Source organism: Burkholderia sp. AU17457 (assembly GCF_002223255.1).
Classification (GTDB): Bacteria; Pseudomonadota; Gammaproteobacteria; order Burkholderiales; family Burkholderiaceae; genus Burkholderia; species Burkholderia sola.
The window spans coordinates 127,807-150,026 of record NZ_NKFB01000002.1 but is presented as its reverse complement, the minus strand read 5'-3'; the positions used below and the strand labels follow the sequence as shown (position 1 = coordinate 150,026).

20 protein-coding genes are annotated in these 22,220 nt (G+C 67.6%); 9 read left to right on the top strand and 11 right to left on the bottom strand.

Features of this window, described 5'->3' with window-relative positions; all coding sequences use genetic code 11:
* The first annotated feature begins 32 nt into the window (after window positions 1-32).
* Window positions 33-236 carry a cold-shock protein gene (locus CFB49_RS02075; protein ID WP_006477070.1) on the top strand — a complete coding sequence of 68 codons (204 nt, stop codon included), beginning with the start codon at window positions 33-35 and terminating at the stop codon, window positions 234-236.
* A 112-nt stretch (window positions 237-348) separates the two neighbouring features.
* On the opposite strand, the gene CFB49_RS02070 is transcribed toward CFB49_RS02075, so the two are convergent.
* The 3 genes from CFB49_RS02070 to CFB49_RS02060 all read right to left on the bottom strand — a co-directional run bounded on the left by CFB49_RS02070 (window position 349) and on the right by CFB49_RS02060 (window position 3,830).
* On the bottom strand, window positions 349-1,599 hold the full coding sequence (locus CFB49_RS02070) for an Hsp70 family protein (protein WP_089490615.1): 1,251 nt from the start codon (window positions 1,597-1,599) through the stop codon (window positions 349-351).
* Between the two features lie 185 nt (window positions 1,600-1,784).
* Window positions 1,785-2,390: a nitroreductase family protein gene (locus tag CFB49_RS02065; protein WP_089490614.1), complete on the bottom strand. Its 606-nt coding sequence runs from the start codon at window positions 2,388-2,390 to the stop codon at window positions 1,785-1,787.
* 156 nt (window positions 2,391-2,546) lie between these two features.
* On the bottom strand, window positions 2,547-3,830 hold the full coding sequence (locus CFB49_RS02060; RefSeq protein WP_089434493.1) for an MFS transporter: 1,284 nt from the start codon (window positions 3,828-3,830) through the stop codon (window positions 2,547-2,549).
* A gap of 218 nt (window positions 3,831-4,048) precedes the next feature.
* Between CFB49_RS02060 and CFB49_RS02050 the strand changes: the two genes are divergently transcribed.
* Together CFB49_RS02050 and CFB49_RS02045 are read left to right on the top strand one after the other, a co-directional pair.
* Window positions 4,049-4,669: a TetR/AcrR family transcriptional regulator gene (locus CFB49_RS02050; RefSeq protein ID WP_069619472.1), complete on the top strand. Its 621-nt coding sequence runs from the start codon at window positions 4,049-4,051 to the stop codon at window positions 4,667-4,669.
* A gap of 76 nt (window positions 4,670-4,745) precedes the next feature.
* Complete coding sequence (locus tag CFB49_RS02045; protein WP_089434471.1) at window positions 4,746-5,318, top strand: DUF1415 domain-containing protein; 573 nt, start codon at window positions 4,746-4,748, stop codon at window positions 5,316-5,318.
* 28 nt (window positions 5,319-5,346) lie between these two features.
* On the opposite strand, the gene CFB49_RS02040 is transcribed toward CFB49_RS02045, so the two are convergent.
* The 5 genes from CFB49_RS02040 to CFB49_RS36190 all read right to left on the bottom strand — a co-directional run bounded on the left by CFB49_RS02040 (window position 5,347) and on the right by CFB49_RS36190 (window position 9,224).
* Window positions 5,347-6,237, bottom strand: a complete 891-nt coding sequence (locus CFB49_RS02040; protein WP_089490613.1) for a class I SAM-dependent methyltransferase — start codon at window positions 6,235-6,237, stop codon at window positions 5,347-5,349.
* An 89-nt stretch (window positions 6,238-6,326) separates the two neighbouring features.
* Entirely contained in the window at window positions 6,327-7,460 is a 1,134-nt protein-coding gene (locus tag CFB49_RS02035) for a methyltransferase (protein ID WP_089490612.1), read from the bottom strand.
* A gap of 136 nt (window positions 7,461-7,596) precedes the next feature.
* Entirely contained in the window at window positions 7,597-7,929 is a 333-nt protein-coding gene (locus tag CFB49_RS02030) for a YegP family protein (protein ID WP_069619469.1), read from the bottom strand.
* Window positions 7,930-8,083: 154 nt separating this feature from the next.
* Window positions 8,084-8,578, bottom strand: a complete 495-nt coding sequence (locus CFB49_RS02025; RefSeq protein WP_089490611.1) for an LEA type 2 family protein — start codon at window positions 8,576-8,578, stop codon at window positions 8,084-8,086.
* A 433-nt stretch (window positions 8,579-9,011) separates the two neighbouring features.
* Window positions 9,012-9,224 (bottom strand): hypothetical protein, encoded by a 213-nt coding sequence (locus tag CFB49_RS36190; protein ID WP_179234850.1) that lies wholly within the window; start codon window positions 9,222-9,224, stop codon window positions 9,012-9,014.
* 14 nt (window positions 9,225-9,238) lie between these two features.
* Here CFB49_RS36190 and CFB49_RS02015 point away from each other — a divergent pair, with 14 nt between their 5' ends.
* The gene (locus CFB49_RS02015) at window positions 9,239-11,407 is read left to right on the top strand and encodes a M1 family metallopeptidase (RefSeq protein ID WP_069619467.1); all 2,169 of its coding nucleotides are present in this window, start codon (window positions 9,239-9,241) and stop codon (window positions 11,405-11,407) included.
* A 122-nt stretch (window positions 11,408-11,529) separates the two neighbouring features.
* Here the strand turns inward: CFB49_RS02015 and CFB49_RS02010 are convergent, their stop codons facing one another.
* The gene (locus CFB49_RS02010) at window positions 11,530-12,450 is read right to left on the bottom strand and encodes a LysR family transcriptional regulator (RefSeq protein WP_089490610.1); all 921 of its coding nucleotides are present in this window, start codon (window positions 12,448-12,450) and stop codon (window positions 11,530-11,532) included.
* A gap of 159 nt (window positions 12,451-12,609) precedes the next feature.
* Here CFB49_RS02010 and CFB49_RS02005 point away from each other — a divergent pair, with 159 nt between their 5' ends.
* Together CFB49_RS02005 and CFB49_RS02000 are read left to right on the top strand one after the other, a co-directional pair.
* Window positions 12,610-13,587: a quinone oxidoreductase family protein gene (locus tag CFB49_RS02005; protein WP_089434468.1), complete on the top strand. Its 978-nt coding sequence runs from the start codon at window positions 12,610-12,612 to the stop codon at window positions 13,585-13,587.
* A 23-nt stretch (window positions 13,588-13,610) separates the two neighbouring features.
* Window positions 13,611-13,763 carry a DUF1427 family protein gene (locus CFB49_RS02000; protein WP_089490609.1) on the top strand — a complete coding sequence of 51 codons (153 nt, stop codon included), beginning with the start codon at window positions 13,611-13,613 and terminating at the stop codon, window positions 13,761-13,763.
* 27 nt (window positions 13,764-13,790) lie between these two features.
* On the opposite strand, the gene CFB49_RS01995 is transcribed toward CFB49_RS02000, so the two are convergent.
* Both CFB49_RS01995 and CFB49_RS01990 read right to left on the bottom strand, forming a co-directional pair.
* Window positions 13,791-14,819 (bottom strand): transporter, encoded by a 1,029-nt coding sequence (locus tag CFB49_RS01995; RefSeq protein ID WP_089434492.1) that lies wholly within the window; start codon window positions 14,817-14,819, stop codon window positions 13,791-13,793.
* Between the two features lie 213 nt (window positions 14,820-15,032).
* Window positions 15,033-16,019: a phage tail protein gene (locus CFB49_RS01990; protein WP_069619464.1), complete on the bottom strand. Its 987-nt coding sequence runs from the start codon at window positions 16,017-16,019 to the stop codon at window positions 15,033-15,035.
* A 121-nt stretch (window positions 16,020-16,140) separates the two neighbouring features.
* On the opposite strand from CFB49_RS01990, the gene CFB49_RS01985 reads away from it, so the two are divergent.
* The 3 genes from CFB49_RS01985 to tagF all read left to right on the top strand — a co-directional run bounded on the left by CFB49_RS01985 (window position 16,141) and on the right by tagF (window position 22,218).
* On the top strand, window positions 16,141-16,986 hold the full coding sequence (locus CFB49_RS01985) for a M15 family metallopeptidase (protein WP_089490608.1): 846 nt from the start codon (window positions 16,141-16,143) through the stop codon (window positions 16,984-16,986).
* A 301-nt stretch (window positions 16,987-17,287) separates the two neighbouring features.
* Complete coding sequence (tssM, locus tag CFB49_RS01980; RefSeq protein ID WP_089490607.1) at window positions 17,288-21,232, top strand: type VI secretion system membrane subunit TssM; 3,945 nt, start codon at window positions 17,288-17,290, stop codon at window positions 21,230-21,232.
* Window positions 21,229-22,218 (top strand): type VI secretion system-associated protein TagF, encoded by a 990-nt coding sequence (tagF, locus tag CFB49_RS01975; RefSeq protein WP_069619461.1) that lies wholly within the window; start codon window positions 21,229-21,231, stop codon window positions 22,216-22,218. The genes tssM and tagF overlap by 4 nt, the downstream gene beginning before the upstream one ends.
* Window positions 22,219-22,220 lie beyond the last annotated feature (2 nt).

The following is a 22,220-nucleotide window of genomic DNA, read 5'->3' as shown; positions in this document are numbered from 1 at the left end:
GGCCCCGTTTTATCTTTTTAGGAACAAGTAACATGGCAACCGGTACCGTCAAGTGGTTCAATGACGCAAAGGGCTTCGGCTTCATCACCCCGGAAGGCGGCGGCGACGATCTGTTCGCGCACTTCTCGGAAATCCGCGTCGAAGGCTTCAAGACGCTGCAAGAAAACCAGAAGGTTGAATTCGAAGTGAAGACGGGCCCGAAGGGTCTGCAAGCTGCGAACATCCGTCCGGTCTAAGCTTGGCGCGATCATTCGTGTAAAAAAGCCCCGCTTCGGCGGGGCTTTTTGTTTTTGGGCGCCGGGTTTTGTCCTACATGGCAGCGCAGGGCGGCCCGTAGCCGCCCGCCGTTCAGCCGAAGAGTCGCTGTGCGTGAATGCCGAGCCCCGTCGCGACACTTGCGAGGCGATCGCCGAACACCGGCTGCGCATCCGGGAACGCGCCGGCGAGCGCGCCCGACAGGAACGCGAGCCCCGTCGAACCGCCGGTAAAGTACAGCGCACCGACATCGCGCGGCGCCACGCCCGCGAGCCGCACGGTCTCGCGCGCGGCATCGACGATGCGCGCGGTATCGTCGCGGCTCGCGTCGACCAGGCGATTCGCGTCGAATGCGATCAGCAGGTCTTCTTCCACGTCGTTCAGGTCGATCATCGTCTCCCCGCCCGCCGCGACGCCGATCTTCGCTTCCTCCGCGCGCGCCATCAGCGCGTGCCCGAGCCGCTGCTCGACCACGCTCGTGAGCCGCTCGTACTGCCGCACGTCCTGGTACAGGTGCTTCATCAGCTTCAGTTCGCCGATCCGCTTCGGCGTGTAGACGGTGTTGATCAGGTGCCAGGTCGCGAGATCGAAGTAGATCTTGTTCGGCAGCTCGCGCCCTTCCGGGTCGAGCGAACGATAGCCGAATGCGGGCAGGATCGCCGCCAGCTCGACACGCCGGTCGTAGTCGGTGCCCGCGACGTGCACGCCGTGGTGCGCCAGCACGTCGTCCTTGCGCTCGAGCCGCGCCATCCGCTGCGGGCCGACGCGCACCAGCGAGAAGTCGGACGTGCCGCCGCCGATGTCGGCGACCAGCACGAGACGCTCGGCCGGCTGACGCGATTCGTAGTCGAACGCGGCAGCGATCGGTTCGTACTGGAAGTGAATGTCCGCGAAACCGACCGATTGCGCGGCCGCCTCGAGCTGATCCTGGGCGAGACGGTCCGCGCGCGGATCGTCGTCGACGAAGAACACCGGCCGGCCGAGCACCGCGCGGCCGATCGGCGCACCCGCGCGCGCTTCGGCCTTGCGCTTCAGGTGCGTCAGGAAGCGCGCGATGATTTCGGTGTACGCGATCGCGCTGCCGTCGCCGAGATCGGTCGTCGTTTCAGCGAGCGGCGAGCCGAGGATGCTCTTCATCGAGCGCATCAGTCGGCCGTCGAAACCATCGATATAGGAGGCCAGCGCCGCCCGGCCGTATTCGACCGTCTCTTCGTCGTTGTTGAAGAAGATCGCGGTGGGCAGCGTCAGGTGGTCGCCCTCGACGGGCGCGAGGCGCATGCCATCGCCGTCGGGCAGCGCCACGGCGGAATTGGACGTGCCGAAATCGATCGCGCAGTAAGTCATGGGAAATTGCCGCAGCAGGGCCGGCGCGAAAACGGAAAGGACGGGCTTTTTAACATGAAGCCCGCGGGATCACAACCGGGGCCGGCCACCGGAGCCGCGCAACGGGCGCAGGCGGCGGCGCGCGGCGTGGCGCGCCGGAAACAGGCGCGGGCAGGATGCGCGACGCAGCCTGCCCGCCCGCGGGGTCAGGCCGCCGCGTCGAAGCTCTTCTTCCACGCGCCCGCGTAGACGACTTCGCCGAGCGCGTGGCGCGTGCGCGGCGCCTTCTCGCGATCGCGCAGCACAGGATCGAGCTTGTCGACGTTGCCGTAGTGGCCGAGCGAAATGATCGACACGATCGCGACATCCGCCGGAATCGCGAACGCGTCGCGGAATGCGTTGGCGTCGAAACCGCTCATCTGGTGCGCGGCGAGGCCGAGCGCGTGCGCCTGCAGCACGAGCGACATCGCGGCGGCGCCGGCGTCGTACAGCGCGGTCGGCGCCGGCTCGCCCTTCGGCGTCAGCGTGTGCGCGGTGACCGCGATCAGCACCGGCGCCGGTGCATTCCAGCCCTGGTTGAACGGCACCAGCGTCGCGAACGCGCGCTTGAACGCGTCTTCGTCCTGGGTGCGATCGAATACGATGAAACGCCACGGTTGCGCGTTGTACGCGGACGGGGCCCAGCGTGCCGCTTCGAGCACCGCGTGGAGATCGCCGGCGCTGACGGCTTCATCCGAATACGCGCGGGGGCTCCAGCGGCCCGCGATCAGATCGTGAATCGAAACAGTGGTGGGAGCAGGTTTGACGGACATGCGGTTCCTCGCTGACATCGATGAAGGGGCGCGAACGCCCGGCGAACCGCAAGCATACCCGCTTGAGCGACAGCGCGCCCGATCCTGCCGCGCTATGCAAATCTCCGCGCGTGCAATGGCCGGCCGCAGCGCGTGCGGCCGGCCGGTCGGCCGCGCTCAGGCCGCCTGCGCGGCCGCGCGCGACGGGCCGCGATTGATCCGCAGCACGATCAGCGCGCCGACGATGCACAGCCCGCCCGAGATCATCGACGCGATCGTGTAGGTGCCGAGGCTCGCGCGCAGCAGCCCGGCGCCGAGCGCCGCGAATGCCGCGCCGAGCTGGTGGCCGGCGACGATCCAGCCGAACACGACCGGCGCCGCGGCCTTGCCGAACACGTCGGTCGCGAGCCGCACGGTGGGCGGCACGGTCGCGATCCAGTCGAGCCCGTAGAACATCGCGAACAGCGGCAGCCCGAAGAAATCGATCCCGAACGCATGCGGCAGGTAGATCAGCGACAGCCCGCGCAACCCGTAGTACCAGAACAGCAGCACGCGGTTGTCGTAACGGTCGGACAACCATCCCGACAGCGTCGTGCCGAACAGGTCGAACACGCCCATCGCCGCGAGCAGCGACGCGCCCTGCACTTCGGTCATCCCGTAGTCGCTGCACATCGCGATCAGGTGCGTGCCGACATAGCCGTTGGTGCTCGCGCCGCAGATGAAGAAGCTGAAGAACAGCAGCCAGAAGTCGCGCGAGCGGCTCGCCATCAGCAGTGTGCGGAACGCGACCGCGAGCGGGTTCTCCTTCGTCGCATCGGGCGCCGCCGGCGTATCGGCCGGCTCGCCGTACGGGCGCAGCTTCACGTCGGCCGGCCGCTCGGGCAGCAGGAACGCGACGAGCGGAATCACGATCGCCGCCGCCACCGCGACGACCAGCACGACCGGCCGCCAGCCGTGGCGCTGCGCGATCGCCGCGAGCATCGGCAGGAACACGAGCTGGCCGGTGGCCGTGCTCGCGGTCAGAATTCCCATCACGAGGCCGCGCCGCGCATGGAACCAGCGCGTGACGAAGGTCGCGGACAACGTCAGCGCGACGACGCCCGTCGAGCAGCCGACCATCAGCCCCCAGATCACCACCATCTGCCAGCTCTGCGTCATCATCGACGACAGCGCAACGCCCGCGCTCATCGTCACGAGCGCGGTGAGGATCGTCGGGCGCAACCCGAAGCGCTGCATCGCGGCGGCCGCGAACGGGCCCGTCAGGCCGTACAGCGCGATGTTCACCGAAATTGCCAGCGAAATCGCCGCGCGGCTCCAGCCGAGCTCGCGTTCGAGCGGCACCATCAGTACGCTCGGCGTCGCGCGCGTGCCGGCTGCCGCCAGCAGGATCAGGAATACCACCGCCGCCGCGAGCCACCCGTAATGGAAGCGCCCGCCGATTCGTGTCACCGCCCAGTTCATCTTCATGTTCTCCAGTTGGCGTTCCGGTGTCGTCGCACCCGCTCCGCCCCGATCAGGCCACCTCCGCCGCGCATTTCAACATCGGCTGACCCGGGCCGACGCTTGGCATTCGTCTGTCGATCCGGCCGCGATTGTTACCGACCGGTCACAACTGTGTTGCGATCGTAGTTACCAGTCGGTAACATGTCAAGCAATCCATTACGTAGTCGAGGGTCATCATGTCGGGCATCGAGGTCGCCAAACCGCTGGCGCGGCGCACGCGCCGGCCGATCGACGGCGCCACCGCGCAGGAGCACCTGCTGCGTGCCGCCGAGGAGCTGTTTTACAAGGAAGGGGTGCGAACGGTCGGCGTCGAGGCGGTGGTGGAACGCGCGGGTGTCAACAAGATGAGCCTGTACCGCCAGTTCTCGTCGAAGGACGAGTTGATCCTCGCGTATCTGGAACGGATGGACGCGTGCTTCTTCGAGCGGCTCGACACGAGCGCCGCGAAGCATCCGGGGCAGCCGAAGGCGCAGTTGATCCAGTACTTCGTCGATCTCGCCGAGCGTGCGACGCAAAAGGACTACCGCGGCTGCCCGTTCGTCAACGTCGCCGCCGAATTCCCGGATGCGTCGCACCCGGCGCGCGAACGCGTCGCGCAGAACAAGGAGCAGTTGATGAAACGCCTCGTCGCGCTGTGCGAAGGCGCCGGCGCGCGACAGCCGAAGGCGCTCGCCGATGCGCTCGCGCTGGTGGTCGAAGGCATCTATGCGGCGAGCCAGACCTACCGGCATGGCGAAACGCCGATCGGCACCGCACCCGCGCTCGTCACGCAGTTGATCGAAGCGGCCTGCGCGTGACGGGCCGCGCGCGTTCGTCCCCGGCGCGCCGGCTACAATGCGGCCCTCTTCGCCCTTCCGCCCGACTGGTATCACGATGATCGACACCCGCCCCGACTCGCACGACGACATCCTCGCCGCCACGCGACACTGGCTCGCGCGTGCGGTGATCGGACTCAACCTGTGCCCGTTCGCGAAAAGCGTCTATGTGAAGGAACAGGTGCGCTACGCGATCAGCGAAGCGACGACGCTGGAAGACGCGCTCGCCGAACTCGAAACCGAGCTGCGCGCGCTGGAAGCGGCGGACCCGCAGCAGGTCGATACGACGCTCGTGATCTACCCGCACGCGTTCGCCGATTTCGTCGACTACAACGATGCGCTGTTCTTCGCCGAGCGGCTCGTGCGGCAATTGCGGCTCGACGGCGTGCTGCAGATCGCGAGCTTCCATCCGCAATACCGATTCGACGGCACCGAACCCGACGACATCGAGAACTACACGAACCGCGCGCCTTATCCGATCCTGCACCTGCTGCGCGAGGACAGCATCGCACGCGCGGTCGACGCGTTTCCGGACGCGTCCGCGATCTACGAAAAGAATCAGGAAACGCTGCGCCGCCTCGGCCACGAAGGCTGGCGCGAATGGATGCGCCGGCCGGGCGACGACGTGTGATGCGGCGGGCGGGCGCGCTGCCCGCGCGTCAGCCTTCGGCAGGCTCGACGGCGGCGTCGCCCGCCGCGGCGGCCTGCGCGACGAAGAAGCGCTCGTTCAGCTCGGCGAGCCCGAACATCGCGAGGATTTCGTTCAACCGCTCGCCCGGCTTGCGGCGCGGCAGGTTCTTGTACTGCGCGATGATCAGCTCGTTCTTCATCGAATGCTCCCAGCCGACCAGCTCGGTCACGCTGACCTGGTAGCCGTGCGCCTCGAGCTGCAGACAGCGCAGCACGTTGGTGATCTGGCTGCCGAATTCGCGCGTATGCAGCGGATGCCGCCACACCTCGGTCAGCGCATTCGCGAGCGACTTGCCCTTGTTCCTGCGCAGCACGCCCGCGACTTCTGCCTGGCAGCACGGCACCAGCACGATGTGCTGCGCGCGCTTCGCGAGCGCGAAGCGGATCGCGTCGTCGGTCGCCGTGTCGCATGCGTGCAGCGCGGTGACGACGTCGACCGTGTCGGGCAGTTGCGGCGACGTGATCGAATCGGCGACCGACAGGTTCAGGAACGACATGCCGCCGAACCCGAGCCGCGCGGCGAGCTCGGTCGAGCGCGTGACGAGTTCCTCGCGCGTCTCGATGCCGTACACGTGTGACGCGAACGCCGGCGTGCCGTGCCCCGGCTGCTGCTTGAAGAACAGGTCGTACAGGATGAAACCGAGATACGACTTGCCGGCGCCGTGATCGACGAGCGTCACGTGGCCTTTGTCGGCCTGCACGCCGGCGAGCAGCGGCTCGATGAACTGGAACAGGTGATAGACCTGCTTCAGCTTGCGGCGGCTGTCCTGGTTCAGCTTCCCGTCGCGGGTGAGGATGTGCAGTTCCTTCAGCAGCTCGACGGACTGCTCCGGGCGGATTTCGTGGGTCTTGTTCGACATCGTGAAGCGACGCCGGGCCACGGTCGGTCGACCACGGCCCGGCGGCGGAAATTCGTGAGGAATGGCGGTAGTTTACCGAAAATACGCGGTCAGGCCCGGGCGCCGAGCCGCCACAGCGACGTGACCTCGGCGCGACGCGCCGCATGCAGCGGATCGTCGGCGTCCGCCGACTTCGGATGCGCGGGACGGATGTCGTCGCGGCCGAGCACGACGAGACCGGCTTCGTCGATCCACTGCAGCAAGGTGTCGCGCGGCCGCAGCCCGAGATGCTCGGCGAAATCGGACAGGATCAGCCAGCCCTCGCCGCCCGGCTCCAGATGCGCGGCCAGCCCCGCGAGGAAACCGCGCAGCATGCGGCTGTCCGGGTCGTAGACCGCGTATTCGATCGGCGCGCTCGGCCGGGCCGGCACCCACGGCGGGTTGCAGACCACGAGCGGCGCACGGCCGGGGGGGAACAGGTCGGCCTCGACGATCTCGACCTGGCCCGCATGGCCGAGCCGCGCGACGTTCTCGCGCGCGCAGGCAAGCGCGCGCGGATCCTGGTCGGTCGCGACGATGCGCTCGACGCCGCGCGACGCGAGCACCGCCGCCAGCACGCCGGTGCCCGTGCCGATATCGAACGCGAGCGACGTCGCCGGCAGCGGCGCACGCGCGACGAGCTCGACGTATTCGCCGCGCACCGGCGAGAACACGCCGTAGTGCGGATGGATCGGCGCGCCGCCGAGCGCCGGGATCGGCACACCCTTCTTGCGCCACTCGTGCGCGCCGACGAGGCCGAGCAGTTCGCGCAGCGACACGACCGACGGCACACCGCCGGGGCCGTACGCCTCCTCGCAGGCCGCCCGCACGTCGGGCGCGCGGCGCAGCGGGATCGTGTAATCGGCGTCGAGCGGGATCAGCAGCATGCCGAGCGTGCGGGCGCGCTGCGATTGCGCGAGACGATGCAGGTTGAACGCCTCGACGCCGGCCGCGGCCTTCGCCTTCTTCGGCTTGCGTTCGACACGGCGCGCCATCGCCTGCACGAGCTGGCGCGCATTCTGGAAGTCGCCCTGCCAGACGAGCGCGGTGCCCTCGCAAGCGAGGCGGTAGGCCGCATCGGCCGTGAGGCGGTCGTCGGCGGGCACCGCGCGCTTCGGCGGTTGCACGCCGGCTTCGGAGCGCCAGCGCACGGCATGATCGACGCCGTCGGCGTCGGTCCAGTGGAAAAGGGGGAAATCGGTCACGCGAACTCGGTACGGTTGGCTTCAACGGCGGCGAGAATTCACCGCGCGGACCACACCATACCGCGCTTTGCCCGACCCGGCAAAAACGGGCGCCGCGACGATCGCCCGAAGGCATCCGTCGCGGCGCCGCCGTCAATCAGGCGAGATCGACGGTTTCCGCCACGGGCGCATCGCGCTTGACGGCCGCGATGCCGTTGTCGCGTGCCTGCGCGCTGCTGTACGTTTCACTCGTGCCGATGACCTGGTGGTTCGCTGCCTTCAGGTTGAACATGGGCTCACCGTTGTGGGCGAGCTTGCGCTCGTAGCGCTCGTCGAGCGGCGCGTTTTCCCGCACGGACGCGATCCCGTTTCTCGCGCCGCTTTTCTCCTCGTACCGCTCGCTCGCGAGGATGATCTCGCCGTTCGCCGACTTCAGGTGAAAGTAGTACTGGCCGTTCGTGGCCTTCTTGAGCTCGAATTTTGCCGCCATGGCGTTCCCCTAAAAGAATGTCCGACCCTCGGACATCGGCAAGTGTAAGGGGGCGCGCCGACAAAAATCGACATTCAGGGGAAATAGACGTTAAAGACTGTCAAATGGTGAATTTTCCGACACATTTGACCGACGTTTAAGTTGGCCGCACGATCTATCCGCCCCACCCCGGCAGGCTCGGCAGACGCAGCGTGCCCGCGTCGTTGAAGTGCACGGTGCCCAGCCCGCTGCCGGCGAGCCGGCCGCGCAGCGCATACGGCAGCTCACCGTTCGCGGCCACGCCGGGCAGGTTCCACGCCTGCCGCGCGGCCGCGAAGGCCGACACCGAAACCGGCACGTCGAGGACGGCCTCGCCGAACCGCGGCACGGTGCCCGCCCGGTCGCTGACGCCGCTCGCGAACGGCGTGCCGTTCAGGTCGAGCGAGACCGAGATGCCGTCGTAGTCGATCGGCGCATCGCTCGGATTCTGCACGCGCAACTTCAGGCTGAAGCGCATCTCGAGACCTTGCCCGACGAGCGGGTCGAGCCCGGCGACCGACACGCGCACCGGCTCGCGCATGAGCCCCGCGCAGCCGCCCAGCAGGTACACGGCCGCGAACAGCAGCAGCACGGCGCGCAGCGGCGCGAGACGGGACAGGGTTCGCGGCATGGGAAGGCCTCCTCGCGGCAATCGGTGAACGGGGCGCGTCGCTGCATTGTACCGACCGTTCCTGTACCGGCCGTGCCGCCCGTCACGGGATTTCGTAGTTTCCGCGGCGACGCGAGATCGTTAATAGATTAAAACTACGAAATTGCCGGGCAAACGGAAAGCGCATTAATGACTTCCAGCATTCAATGAAGCGCCCGGATTTCAATAGATGCTCTTTCTAAATTTTTCGTTTCCTTTACCCAAAACCATCAAGTATATTTACGCATCCTTGGAGCAAGCCGACAAACCTTGAAGCCGCATGACGGCGAATTTGCGGGACGGCGACACGCTGTCCATCCGTCCTGCGGCCTGGCCCGGCCAGCCCCGTAGGTCGTCGGTTCAAAGGGATTGCGCGCCCGTGCCGGGCGTGCGGCCCCGTGTCGTGCGCGCGAAATCAATTCAGTACAACACGCGCCCGGCCATTTTGAACCGGCCAGTTAAACGACATCCGGAAATCCAGAGGGGGCAGTAAACCATGATTACCTTCACGTAGTCGGCCGCCGTCTTTTTCGAATAATCCGTCATTGGCATTTTTTCGCTGTTGATTAAACGGCGAGGGGATTGCTTTTGCCGGCGTTTTCGCAGCACTGAACGATTCTTTCAACAATCGAGGTTTCAGTCATGTCGATTCATATTCGCAAGATGCGTTATCTGCCGCTCGTCGCCGCACTCGCGCTAGCCGGGTGCGGCGGCGACGACGGCGGTGCGGGCTCCGCTTCCGCACTCAGCTCCGCCGGCGCGCCGCATACGGGCTCGTCGCCCGCCGTCACCGCGCCGCCGAGCGCATCGAATGTCGACAAGAGCGTCTCGCCTGTCGAATTGCCGGACACCGTGGTGCCCGTGAACTACCGGCTGTGGTTCCGCCCGAACGACGCGCTGGACGCGTTCGACGGCCGCGCCGACGTCGAGATCAAGGTGCTGAAGCCGGTCAACAACATCGTGATCGCCGGCCACCGGATCAAGTTCACCAACGGCCGCATCACGCTGCAGCCGGGCAACATCCAGCTGATCGCGACGCCGCAGGACAAGGGCGACTTCTATCAGCTGCGCCCCGCCGCCGGCACGATCGCGCCGGGCAATTATTCGCTGCACATGGAGTGGTCGGGCATCATCAACTTCAAGTCGTACGACGATCCGGCCACGCAGACGGGCGGCAGCTGCGGCGACGATCCGTATCCGGGTTGCTCGGCCGCGGAGGGCGTATTCCGCGTCGACCTGAAGGGCACCGACGGCAAGACGAGCGGCGCGATCCTGACGCAGGGCGAAACCAACCTGTCGCGCCAGTGGTTCCCGGGCTGGGACGAGCCGGCGTTCCGCCCGACTTATGAAGTGACGGCCGAAGTGCCGCAAAGCTGGCGCGTCGTGTCGAACGCGGCCGAGAAGCCGTCGACCAACGTCGGCGGCGGCTACAAGCTCGTGCAGTTCGAGAAGACGCCGCCGATGCCGTCGTACCTGCTGTTCTTCGGCGGCGGCCTGTTCGACACCTACGAGGACGACTTCACGAGCCCGCTGCCGGGCGGCAAGGGCGGCCTGCACCTGCGCGTGTTCACGCCGCCGGGCATGAGCGACTGGGCGAAGCCGGCGATGGACCGCACCAAGCAGGCGCTCGACTATTACTACCGCTACACGGGCATCCCGCTGCCGCTGACGAAGTTCGACACGGTGGCCGCGAATGACGCGTTCAAGGAGCAGAAAGACCTGAACTTCGGCGGGATGGAGAACTGGGGGTCGATCCTCGAGTTCGCCGACGACATCCTGCCGCAGCCGGGCCAGCCGATGTCGCGCTACGGCAACGAAGTGCTGACGCACGAAGTGGCGCACCAGTGGTTCGGCGATCTCGTGACGACCGACTGGTGGGACAACGTGTGGCTCAACGAATCGTTCGCGACGTTCTTCGAGACGAAGACGACGATCCAGTTCTTCCCCGACGAGTTCAGCTGGCTCGACCAGGTGAAGAACAAGTACCGCGTGATCAATCGCGACATCGGCCCGAACGCGTTCCCGGTCGCGCCGAACTTCAACGACTGGGCGTCGAACGACTTCGTGCTGAGCGCGAGCGCGTTCACGTACGACAAGGGCGGCCACGTGCTGAAGACGCTCGAGAACTATCTCGGCGAGCAGACGCTCCGCAAGGGCCTGCAGCAGTACCTGGTCGACTACTCGTTCGGCAACGGGACGCCGAAGCGTCTGTGGGACGCGCTGTCGAAGGAGAGCGGCCAGTCGGTCGGCCCGATCGGCGACAGCTACGTGCGTCAGACCGGCGTGCCGCTGATCTCGCTCGACACGCAGTGCGACATGACGAAGAACCAGACGATCGTCACGCTGAAACAGCAGCCGTTCCCGAACAAGAACGCGTATCCGGGCCTGCAATGGACGGTGCCGATCACGCTCGCGTACGGCCAGGGCCTCGCGAAACGCACGACGCTCGCGCTGAAGGATACGCAGGCGCAGACGCGGATCGACGGCTGCACGGGCGTGGTCGCCGACCCGAGCGGTCTCGACTACTACGTCGTGAACTACAGCGACGCGGCCTGGAGCGGGCTGCTGACGCAGGTGAACAGCTCGACCGATCCGGTGCTGCTGGCGAACCTGAAGAGCGAAGCGGCGCTGCTGGTCGCGAACAACCTCGCGCCGGCCTCGCGCTCGACGTCGATCGGCTCGGTCGCTTCGCCCGCCGCGATGAAGCTGCGCCAGACGCCGACCTTCGGCGGCATCGAACCGGTGACGAAGGAACGCCCGGCACGGCAATACCAGGGCCTCTTCAAGCCGCGCAAGGTAGTGACGCAGTAACGGTGCGGATCCGGCCGGTGCCGCGCGACCCGCGGCGCCGGCCGGCGTACCGGTTTCTCCGACCTGTTGACGGGCCTCGCATGCGAGGCCCTTTTTTCATGCGGCACGGCGTTCGCCGGCCGTCACGCCCACGCGGCATCCCACGCCGGCTGCGCGAACCACGTGGCGAGGAACGCGACGAGCCGCGACGTGCGCGCACTGCCGCGCGGCTGCTGGCGCAGCACGTGAATCGTCGCCGCCTCGGGCGCCGCCGCGTACTGCGGCAACAGCGCGCGCAACCCTCCGTCGCGCAGCGCGTCCGCCACGAGCCAGGTTGGCAGGTGCGCGAGACCGAGCCCGTCGATCGCCGCCTCGAGCAACGCTTCCGAATGATTGCTGCGAAACCGCGGCTGCGCCGGCGCGTGACGGCGCTCGCCGAAGCGCCATGCGCCGGGCGGCGGCGCGCCATGCCACGCGAGACAGTCGTGGCCGGCGAGCGCGTCGGGCGATGCGGGCTCGCCGCGCCGGGCGAGGTAGGCCGCGCTCGCGCACAGCACGCGCCGCTGCGGCGCCAGCACCGTCGCGACGAAACGCGTGTCCTCGAGCGGGCCGATGCGCACCGCGAGATCGACGTCGGAGCCCAGGCGCGCGCCCTGCAGGTCGACCATGCTGTCGGTCAGCACGAGATCGACCTGCAGCGCCGGATGGCGCTGCATGAACGCGGCCAGCGCGGCCATCAGGTGCCGCCGGCCGAAAGGCGCCGGACAGTCGATGCGCAGCAGCCCGCCCGGTTCGTCGTGCTGACTGTGCAGGTCTTCCTGCAATCCGCGCAGCTCGGCCAGCATGCGTGTCGCGCGCCCGTACAGCAGCTGCCCGGCCTCGGTCGGCCGCAACGCGTGCGTGGTGCGATGCAGGAGGCGGATGCCGAGCTGCGTCTCGAGCCGGTCGATGCGCCGCGTGACCGACGACGCGGCGACGCCGAGCCGGCGCGCGGCCGCGGAGAAGCTCTGCTGGTCGACCACGTCGACGAACAGCGCCAGGTGCGGGGAAAGGAAGTCGTCCATTCGGAGCCTGTGGCGTTGGCTATGCGGAAAACGCAAAACTATCATCCGCCTTTGCATGTTTCCGCGTCAAATCGGGCCCACTAGACTGCATTCACCGGTTTCATTCGCCGCATGCGCCGGCCCGCCGGGCCGGGCGGCCGCTACTTCACGGAGATCATCATGCGCAGCATCCGCTTCGACACCCCCGCCGCCGACATCGAGTCGCTCGATGCGCGGGTCCGGGACATCGCCCCGCCCGTACCGGCCGACGGCCAGATGCTGATCGAGGTGCGCGCGGCCGGCGTGAACCCGAGTGACGTGAAGGCCGCGCTCGGCCGCATGCCGCACGCGGTGTGGCCGCGCACGCCCGGGCGCGACTGGGCGGGCATCGTGCGCAGCGGCCCCGACGACTGGATCGGCGCGCCGGTGTGGGGCTCGGGCGGCGATCTCGGCGTCGGGCGCGACGGTTCGCATGCGGAATGGCTCGTGCTGGACGCCGCGCACGTGCGCCGCAAGCCGGGCGTGCTGACGCTCGACGAGGCCGCCGGCGTCGGCGTGCCGTTCGTCACCGCGTACGAAGGCTTGCGCCGGGCCGGCATGCCGACGGCCGACGACGTCGTGCTCGTGTTCGGCGCGAACGGCAAGGTCGGTCAGGCCGCGATCCAGCTCGCCAGCGCGCGCGGCGCGACCGTGATCGGCGTCGAGCGCGGGCCCGGCGACTATCGCGGCCACGCGTCGGGCGACGTCCACATGATCGACGCGTCGAGCCGGACGGTGGCCGACGCGGTGCGCGAGTTGACCGGCGGCCACGGCGCAGACGTCGTCTACAACACGGTCGGCAGCCCGTATTTCGAAGCGGCGAACGCGTCGATGGCGATCGGCGCGCGGCAGATCTTCATCTCGACGATCGAGCGCAGCGTGCCGTTCGACATCTTCTCGTTCTATCGCGGCCAGCATACGTTCGTGGGCATCGATTCGCTGCAGCTCGGCGCGGCCGCGGTCGCGCAGATCCTCGACACGCTCGCGCCCGGCTTCGGCAATGGCACGCTGCGCCCGTTCCCGATCGGCGACGACTACGTGTATCCGCTCGAGCGTGCGCACGACGCGTATCGCGCGGTGCTGGCCGGTGCGCGCGAGCGCGTCATCCTCAAGCCCTGACACCGAACCTACGGGAGACCGCCATGATGGATTACGTGACCTCGCTCGCGGTGGGCATCGGCGTCGGCGTGTTGTACGCGCTGCTGCACGTACGCTCGCCGGCCCCGCCGCTCGTTGCACTCATCGGCCTGCTCGGGATGGTGATCGGCGAACGCGCGATCGCGCTGCTGCGTTGATGCGTTGATGCGTCGCCCGATGCGGCGCTAGCGATCGTCGCGGCGTCGGAACGCCCACCACGCGGCCAGCGCGGTGAAGCCGGCAACGAGCAGCACCATCAGCCAGAAACCGTGCTTGTTCTCCGAGAACGGCACGCCGCCGACGTTCATCCCGAAGAAGCCCGCGACGATGTTGATCGGCAGCGCGATCACGGTGACGAGCGTCAGCGTGAACAGCGTCCGGTTGTTCTGCTCGTCGAGGCGCGAACCGATCTCTTCCTGCAGCAGCTTGATCCGCTCGTTGAGCCCCGCCAGATCGGCGAGCACCAGCGAGAATTCCTCGGTCGACTCGCGCAGCTCCTGCACGTCTTCCGTGTGCAGCCACGCGGGCGGCTTCGCGAGCAGCCGGAAGATCGAGCCGGGTTCCGGCGCGAGCATGCGCTGCAGCCGCGTCAGCGTGCGGCGCATCGCGCCGAGCTCGATGCGGCTCGACGTGAGCCGCTGCGACAGGAAACGATCCTCGATGCGATCGACGTCGATGCTCGTGCGCCGCATGATCTGGATCAGCAGGTCGGCCTGATCGCGCAGCAGATGCACGAGCAGCTCCGCGGGCGAGCGGAACCGCTCGCCGTCGCGCACGGACGCGCGCAGCGTGTCGACCGAGCGCAGCGGCTTGAGCCGCGCGGTCACCATGATGCGCCGCTCGACGTGGACGAACAGCGTCGCGATCTCCGACGGCGTGAGTTCGAGGTTGAACATCACGTCGTTGACGATCGCGCGCAACGCGCCGTCCTCCTGCTCGATGCGCGTCGAGCGCGAGCCTTCGTGCAGGAATTCGAAGAAGCTGTCGGGCAGCCCGAGATGCGTGCGCATCCAGCGCTCGCTCGCGCCGTGCGCGAGATTGAAATGCAGCCAGACGAAATCACCCGATGCGGCCGCGCCGTGCTCGCGGCACGTGCGCAGCCACGCGGCGGCCGCGTCGGCATCGAGCATCGCGCCGGCGCCGCCCGGAACGAAGCGGAATCCGCACACCATGCCGGACGTATCGGCGCCGTAAGTCTGTACGATCAGGTCCATCGTGTCGAAGGTGATGCGGCGCGCGGCGCGCCGCACATCGCGGGTCGCGGGCCCGCGCCGGGAAAAGAAAGGAAACGTATGCCCGACGGGCGTGACGCGTTCGTGACAGCGTCATGCGGCATCATACCGGCAGCTTCTCCGTGCCTCCGAAAACAACACGCCGCCCAATGGGCGGCGCTGACAGGGAAGACACCGGGGCGTGCGCGACACGCGTTACTGCCGCGTCTCCGACTGCGCGGCGCTCGGGCACGCAGGGTCCTTGCCCCAGTGGCCGTCGCACACGCGCCAGCGGCACAGCTGATCCTCGAAGAAACCGCGCTCCGAGCACTCCTTCACGCGCGACGCCAGCGCGCCGCCGGTCGCCGCCGTCTTGGTGGGCACGGCCTGCGCCTTCTGAGCGGCGAGTTTCTTGTCGGCCGGCTTCGTGCGCGCGACGAGCGCGGCGAGCAGATCGGCATCCGGATCGTCCTTCGCGCCCGCCTTCGCGGTTCGGGTCGGCGCCGTTTCGCGGCGCTTCTTCGCCTGCGCGAGCTCGGCCTGCTGTTCCTTGCGATGCTTGCGGGCTTCGGCCTTCGCATCGGTTTTCGTGTCGGTCTTGCCGTGGGCCGCGACCTTCGTGCCCTTCGACGCGTCGGCCTTCGCCGTCTTGGTCGTCGCCGCTGCCGCGGCGGCCGCAGTTGCGGCGACGCCGGCCGTGGCCGCCGCGCCCGAACCCTCGTCGGCGCCGTTGGCGAGCGCGCGCGACAGGCGGCTGTTGTCCGCGGCGGAAGCGGATGCGCCGGACGCCGATGCGGATGCAACGGTCTGGGATGCCGAATCGTCGTTGACGATCGTGGCCGGTTGCGCGGCCGGTGCAGCGGACGCGCCATTCTGCGCGACCTGCGCGGCGGCGCCGCTGGCCGGTGCGGCCTTGGCCGGCGCGGCCGCCGACGGTTCCGTCGCGGCCGCGATCGCGGCAGGCCGCTCGCCCGACGACTGCTGCATGCGCCACGCGCCCCAACCGCCGACGGCCACGACCAACGCCACGACGGCGGCGATCGGCGCCTTCAGCGAACGGCGCGGCGGCTCGGCGGGCGGCGTGACACGCCCTTCCAGATCCGCGAGAATGCGCGACTGCCGAGGTCCTCCCTCCCCTGCCGGTTTAGTATCGGACAGCAGGCTGGGCGGAGTTTTCGAATTTGAATTTTCCGGCGCACTCATTCAGCGTCTCATTGAATCCTGGTTTAATTCACCGCGATAATATAGCCCGGCCTCTTGAAGCAGCCTGATTCTAAGAGCAAGCATTGCAAAACACAATCAATTCCAATTTCCGGGGATTTCTTTGATTGCCGTCGCACTCGTCGCCTATTTCGCCCTAGCCGTCGCGGTTGCGGCACTGTTGCTTTTACCGGGTATCCGCGCGAGCGTTTTCGAATCGGTCGCCCAGCTTCACGGCCGCCTGACGCGCCGGGCGAACGATCGCGCCGCCCGCGCGCGGAGTCAGATTGTTAAATCGGCAACCGTGACGCGCGGCACATTAAGCGACGTGCAAAATTTACTGGTTCGGCGGCGCTTGATGATTATGGTGTCGGCAGGTATTCTTGCGACGCCGCCATTGGTGGCCATTGCGTTACGCGGTCGGCAATTATTTCAGTACGACGACACGACGCGCGTGCCCGACGAGAAGATCGCCGCGCTGTTGCAGGGCGAACAACTCGTGCCGCCGCCGCCGTTGCCGCCGGAAGTCTTTGCCACGAAGGAAGTCGAGCAGGTCCGCCCGGCGCTGAAGGACGCAAGCCGCGACTGGAACCTGCTGGACCCGGATTTCCGGACGCGTTTGCTGCTGGTCTACAAGATCATGCACGAACAACATGGTTATGAAATGGCGCTGCTGGAAGGCTACCGGAGCCCGGAACGACAGAACCGGCTCGCGCAGATGGGCACGAACGTGACCAATGCGGCGGCGTTCCAGAGTTATCACCAGTTCGGGCTGGCGGCCGACAACGCATTCCTGCGCGACGGCAAGCTGGTCATTTCCGAGAAAGATCCGTGGGCGATGCGCGGCTACCAGTTGTACGGACAGGTCGCCGAGCAAGTCGGCCTGACCTGGGGCGGCCGATGGAAAATGATGGATCTCGGGCACGTGGAATACCATAAACCCGGTTTTAAACTGGGACGCGGCAGCTAGTCAGGGCTGCCGGACAAGAAATAATGAGGGCGGCATGGGGCTTTTTAATCACCCGGCAGGAAACGATTTGGGCGGCGCAAACAATCGGGCATTCCGGTGCGCGATTTTTTCCGGCCGCCGCTTCCGTTTTAAATCTCACAGCGTCCTTTCGTTAATGCGCGCGCCTTCTCCGATGCCGCGAGCGCATTGATGCCAGCCTCCTTCATCCCGTTTGACAGCATGGCGACACATCGCGGCGCCACCCTTGCCGCTCGGCGCGCCTGCGTCGCCTCATCGAATCGCACCGGAACCTGAACGTCCTATGCAACGCATCCTCAACGTGCTGACTCATCCGCGTACGCTCTCGATCGTCGGGATCGTCGCGCTAGCGGCCATTCTGTTCATCGTCGCCGACATGCTGCAGCTGCCGCTCCTGTGGGCGGCGATCGCATTCGCGGCGGTCCTCGCGCTGTGGTTCGTCGTCGCGCTGTGGCGCCGCTGGCGCGTGAAGCGCGCGAACCAGCAGCTCGGCCAGGTGCTGGAAGAACAGGCGGAAACCGGCAAGATCGCCGCGCCGGCCGCCGCCGCGCTCGCGCCGGACGCGAAGACGGCCGACCTCGACGTGCTGCGCACGCGCCTGTCGGACGCGGTGAAGACGATCAAGACGTCGAAGATCGGCCAGGTGTCGGGCGGCTCCGCGCTGTACGAACTGCCGTGGTACATCGTGATCGGCAACCCCGCCGCGGGCAAGAGCAGCGCCGTGCTCAATTCCGGCCTGCAATTCCCGTTCGCGGACAAGAACAGCGCCGTGATCCACGGCATCGGCGGCACGCGCAACTGCGACTGGTTCTTCACGACCGAAGGGATCCTGCTCGACACGGCCGGCCGCTATTCGGTGCACGAGGAAGACCGCAGCGAGTGGCTCGGCTTCCTCGGGCTGCTCAAGCGCTACCGTCCGAAGGCGCCGATCAACGGCATCATCGTCACGGCCAGCATCGCCGAACTCACCGGCAACCGCCCCGAATTCGCGATCAACCTCGCGAAAAACCTTCGTCAGCGCGTTCAGGAGCTGACGGAAAAGCTCGAAGTGTTCGCGCCGGTCTACGTGATGTTCACGAAGGCCGACCTGATCACCGGCTTCACCGAATTCTTCAGCAGCAGCGACAAGCACGAGTACGACCGCGTGTGGGGCGCCACCCTGCCCTACGAGCCCGACGACAAGCGCGACGTCGTCGCGCAGTTCGACACGCACTTCGAGGAACTCTACGAAGGGCTGAAGGAAATCAGCGTCGCGCAGCTGTCGCTGTCGCGCGGCAACCAGCTGTCGCCGGGCCAGCTGAGCTTCCCGCTCGAATTCTCGACGATCAAGCCGTCGCTGCGCGCGTTCCTCGCGACGCTGTTCGAGAACAACCCGTTCCAGTACAAGCCGATCTTCCGTGGCTTCTACTTCACCAGCGCGCTGCAGGAAGGCGAAACCAACAGCGCGGCCGCGCAGCGCATCGCGCACCGCTTCGGCCTCGACGGGAGCGCGCTGCCCAAACCGCACAGCGCGTTCTCGAAGAATGGCTTCTTCCTGCGCGACCTGTTCTCGAAGGTGATCTTCGCGGACCGCCAGACGGTGCGCCAGTTCGCGAGCCCGACCAAGACGCGGCTGCGCTACGCGACCTTCTTCGGCTTCGTCGCGGCGCTCGCGCTCGCGCTGGGCGGCTGGACCTGGTCGACGATCGGCAACCAGCAGCTCGTGTCGAACGTGCAGGCCGACCTCGACAACGTCACGCGCCTGCAGCAGGGCCGCAACGACCTGCAGTCGCGCCTGCAGGCGATGGACATCCTCGAGGACCGGATCGAGCAGCTCGAACAGTTCCGCCGCGACAAGCCGCTGTCGGTGTCGCTCGGCCTGTACCAGGGCGACCGTCTCGAGCAGCACCTGCTGACCGAGTACTACAACGGCGTGCGCCAGATCCTGCTGGCCCCCGTGTCGCAGAACCTCGCGTCGTTCATGAAGGACGTGAACGCGCACCCCGAGCAGCTGGTGCCGATGACGCGCCCGCCGGAATCGGGCGCCGTGCAGGGCGGCACGATGCCGGTGTCGACGAACGCGGCAGGCGCTGCGCCGCAGGCCGGCGCCGTGCCGGCCGCGTCGGGCGCCGCGCCGGCCGCCGCCCCGCAGCAGCCCGCCGCGCCGCAGGGCGGCCTCTACAGCGACGCGTCGCCGACCAACGTGCAGGACGCGTACAACGCGCTGAAGACCTACCTGATGCTGTCCGACAAGCGGCACGTCGAACAGGCGCACCTGACCGACCAGCTCGCCCGCTTCTGGCGAGGCTGGCTCGAGACGAATCGGGGCAACATGCCGCGCGACGAGATGATCCGGAGCGCCGAGCGCATGATCTCGTTCTACCTGTCGCGCGTGAACGACGACGACTGGCCGATGATCGACGCGAATCTCGCGCTCGTCGACCAGACCCGCGAGAACCTGCGCCGCGTGGTGCGCGGCATGCCGGCGCGCCAGCGCGTGTACGAGGAAATCAAGGCCCGCGCGTCGACCCGCTTCGCGCCGATGACCATCGCGCGCATCGTCGGCGACGGCAACCAGGGGCTCGTGGCGGGCAGCTACGCGATTCCGGGCACGTTCACGCGTGAAGCGTGGTTCGACTACGTGCAGCCGGCGATCCGCGATGCGGCGACCAAGGAACTGCAGGCGAAGGACTGGGTGCTCAACACGTCGACGCAGGACGACCTGACGCTCGAGGGCAGCCCCGAGCAGATCCAGAAGACGCTCGTCGGCATGTACAAGACCGAGTACGCGCAGCACTGGCAGAAGTTCATGCAGGGCATTGCGGTACAGGGCTTCACGAGCTTCGGCCAGGCCGTCGACGGGATGAACCGCCTGGGCGACCCGCAGGATTCGCCGATCCGCAAGATCCTCGAGACCGCGTACGACCAGACGTCGTGGGACAACCCGTCGCTCGCGAACGTGACGATCAAGAAGGCGCAGACGGGCGTCGTGAACTGGGTCAAGCAACTGTTCACGCGCTCGCAGGCCGGCCAGATGGCGGCAGCCAACATCGACATCAACGGCAATCCGGCCGAGGTGCCGATGGGGCCGATCGGCCAGGAGTTCGTCGGGCTCGCGCGGATCGTCGCGACGCATGACGGCACGTCGATGCTGAAGGGCTACATGGAGTCGCTGTCGAAGGTCCGTACCCGCTTCAACGTGATCAAGAACCAGGGCGACCCGGGGCCGGGCGCGCGCCAGCTGATGCAGCAGACGCTCGACGGCAGCGGGTCGGAACTCGCCGATTCGCTGAAGCTCGTCGACGAGCAGATGCTGACGGGCCTGACCGATTCGCAACGCAAGTCGCTGCGTCCGCTGCTGGTGCGGCCGCTGATGCAGGCGTTCGCGGTCGTGATCCAGCCGGCCAGCGCCGAAGTCAACAAGGTGTGGAACGCGCAGGTCTACCAGCCGTTCCAGAGCTCGCTCGCGACCAAGTACCCGTTCGCGGCGAACGCGAAGGTCGAGGCCGGCGCCGGCGAGATCGCGCAGGTGTTCGGTCCGGACGGCTCGATCGCGAAGTTCGTCGGCACGACGCTCGGGCCGCTCGCGGTGCGCCGCGGCGACACGCTCGCCGCCCGCACGTGGGGCGACATGGGCATCGGGCTCACGCCGGACTTCACGAACGGCTTCGCCCGCTGGGTCGCGCCGCTCGCGGGCGGCGCCGCCGGCAGCGCGGCCGCGTCGGCCGAGCCGCAGACCGTGTTCCAGATCCTGCCGCAACCGAGCACGGGCACGACGGAATACACGATCGCGATCGACGGCCAGCAGCTGCGTTACCGCAACACGCCGCCGCAGTGGACCAACTTCGTGTGGCCGAACCCGCAGGGCTCGCCGGGCGCGACGCTGTCAGCGACGACCTTCGACGGCCGTACGGTGCAGCTCGTCAACGAGCCGGGCCGCTACGGTCTCGAGAAGCTGATCAACTCGGCGCAGCGCAAGCGCCGTCCGGACGGCACCTTCGACCTGACGTGGGCACAGGGCAGCGTGAACGTGTCGGTGACGATGCGCATCATCAGCACGTCGCAACCGTCGGCCGGCGGCGGCGACCAGCCGCAGCAGCAGAGCCTGCGCGGCCTGCAGCTGCCGTCGTCGGTCGCCGACGCGAGCGCGGGCGCCGCGCAGAACGCGACGCAAGCCGGCACCGGCACGCCGGGCGCCGCGCCGGCCGTCGCGGCCGCCAACGCAACGAATGCACAGAGGGCGCAATGACGCAAACCGTACAGGCGCAAATCGCCTACTTCGGCAAGATTCCGTCGCGCGGCGACTTCGTGAAGAGCGCGCACAATCCGCAGCTGCTGCAGACGCTCGATCGCTGGATCGCGCAGGCGCTCGAGCTGCTCGCGGAAGATCCGCGCTGGAAGATCGTCTACGAGGACGCGAAGCCGATGCATTTCGCGTTCCTCGGTTCGCGCAGCAAGCTCGCGATCGCGGGCCACATGGTCGCGAGCCATGACGTGTCGATGCGCCGCTTCCCGTTCCTCGGCGCCACCGCGCTGGAGGTCGACCGGCCGCTCGCGTTCCTCGCGCGCAGCCCGCTCGCGTTCGCGCGGCTGTGGTCTCGCGTCGCCGCGCAGATCCCGCCGCTGCTCGGCAAGGACGAGCCGCCCGGCGCGCTGCAGGCGCTCGGCGACACGCAGGTGCCGATCGACATCGGCGGCCCCGGCACGTCGCATGACGGCACCTTCAACGATTTCGTCGAACACCAGTCGCTGCACGGCCTGCAGGAGATGCTGCTCGAAAGCGGTCATCCGGTGCGGCTGCGCGGCGCGATGCTCGCGCTCGGCTCGCTGCTGCGGCCGGTGATGCAGAGCGGCTCGTCGCACATCGAACGCGGCCTCACGCTGCCGCTGCCGGTCGATCCGTTCTACCGCAGCCTCGTCGCCGCGTTCTGGCTCGAGCTGATCGCGCCGTTCGTCGCGCAGGCCGACTTCGAGCTCGCGATCTTCATCGGCACGATCGCCGAACGCGAACGGCTGATCATCGGCTTCAACGGCGCGTCGGCGAAGACGCTGCTGAGCGTCGTCGACCCGCAGACCTACGCCGCCCACAACATCGACATCGACGATCCCGAGTGGATCGACGCCCATGCGCAAAACGATCACCAGATCAGCAAGCTCGTCAGCTACCTCGACCAACCGCAACTCTCGCTGCGCGTCGCCATCGACGCGTTCCGCGAAGCGTTCATCGGAGGCTGACC

What these genes read in the sequence shown, in the direction of transcription:
- CFB49_RS02070 (WP_089490615.1), bottom strand. Translation starts at nt 1,599, where the DNA reads ATGACTTACTGCGCGATCGATTTCGGCACGTCCAATTCCGCCGTGGCG.
- CFB49_RS01995 (WP_089434492.1), bottom strand. Translation starts at nt 14,819, where the DNA reads ATGGACCTGATCGTACAGACTTACGGCGCCGATACGTCCGGCATGGTG.
- CFB49_RS02010 (WP_089490610.1), bottom strand. Translation starts at nt 12,450, where the DNA reads ATGGACGACTTCCTTTCCCCGCACCTGGCGCTGTTCGTCGACGTGGTC.
- tagF (WP_069619461.1), top strand. Translation starts at nt 21,229, where the DNA reads ATGACGCAAACCGTACAGGCGCAAATCGCCTACTTCGGCAAGATTCCG.
- CFB49_RS02030 (WP_069619469.1), bottom strand. Translation starts at nt 7,929, where the DNA reads ATGGCGGCAAAATTCGAGCTCAAGAAGGCCACGAACGGCCAGTACTAC.
- CFB49_RS02045 (WP_089434471.1), top strand. Translation starts at nt 4,746, where the DNA reads ATGATCGACACCCGCCCCGACTCGCACGACGACATCCTCGCCGCCACG.
- CFB49_RS02060 (WP_089434493.1), bottom strand. Translation starts at nt 3,830, where the DNA reads ATGAACTGGGCGGTGACACGAATCGGCGGGCGCTTCCATTACGGGTGG.
- CFB49_RS02050 (WP_069619472.1), top strand. Translation starts at nt 4,049, where the DNA reads ATGTCGGGCATCGAGGTCGCCAAACCGCTGGCGCGGCGCACGCGCCGG.
- CFB49_RS02040 (WP_089490613.1), bottom strand. Translation starts at nt 6,237, where the DNA reads ATGTCGAACAAGACCCACGAAATCCGCCCGGAGCAGTCCGTCGAGCTG.
- CFB49_RS02000 (WP_089490609.1), top strand. Translation starts at nt 13,611, where the DNA reads ATGATGGATTACGTGACCTCGCTCGCGGTGGGCATCGGCGTCGGCGTG.
- CFB49_RS02075 (WP_006477070.1), top strand. Translation starts at nt 33, where the DNA reads ATGGCAACCGGTACCGTCAAGTGGTTCAATGACGCAAAGGGCTTCGGC.
- CFB49_RS02025 (WP_089490611.1), bottom strand. Translation starts at nt 8,578, where the DNA reads ATGCCGCGAACCCTGTCCCGTCTCGCGCCGCTGCGCGCCGTGCTGCTG.
- CFB49_RS02065 (WP_089490614.1), bottom strand. Translation starts at nt 2,390, where the DNA reads ATGTCCGTCAAACCTGCTCCCACCACTGTTTCGATTCACGATCTGATC.
- CFB49_RS01990 (WP_069619464.1), bottom strand. Translation starts at nt 16,019, where the DNA reads ATGAGTGCGCCGGAAAATTCAAATTCGAAAACTCCGCCCAGCCTGCTG.
- tssM (WP_089490607.1), top strand. Translation starts at nt 17,288, where the DNA reads ATGCAACGCATCCTCAACGTGCTGACTCATCCGCGTACGCTCTCGATC.
- CFB49_RS02005 (WP_089434468.1), top strand. Translation starts at nt 12,610, where the DNA reads ATGCGCAGCATCCGCTTCGACACCCCCGCCGCCGACATCGAGTCGCTC.
- CFB49_RS02015 (WP_069619467.1), top strand. Translation starts at nt 9,239, where the DNA reads ATGTCGATTCATATTCGCAAGATGCGTTATCTGCCGCTCGTCGCCGCA.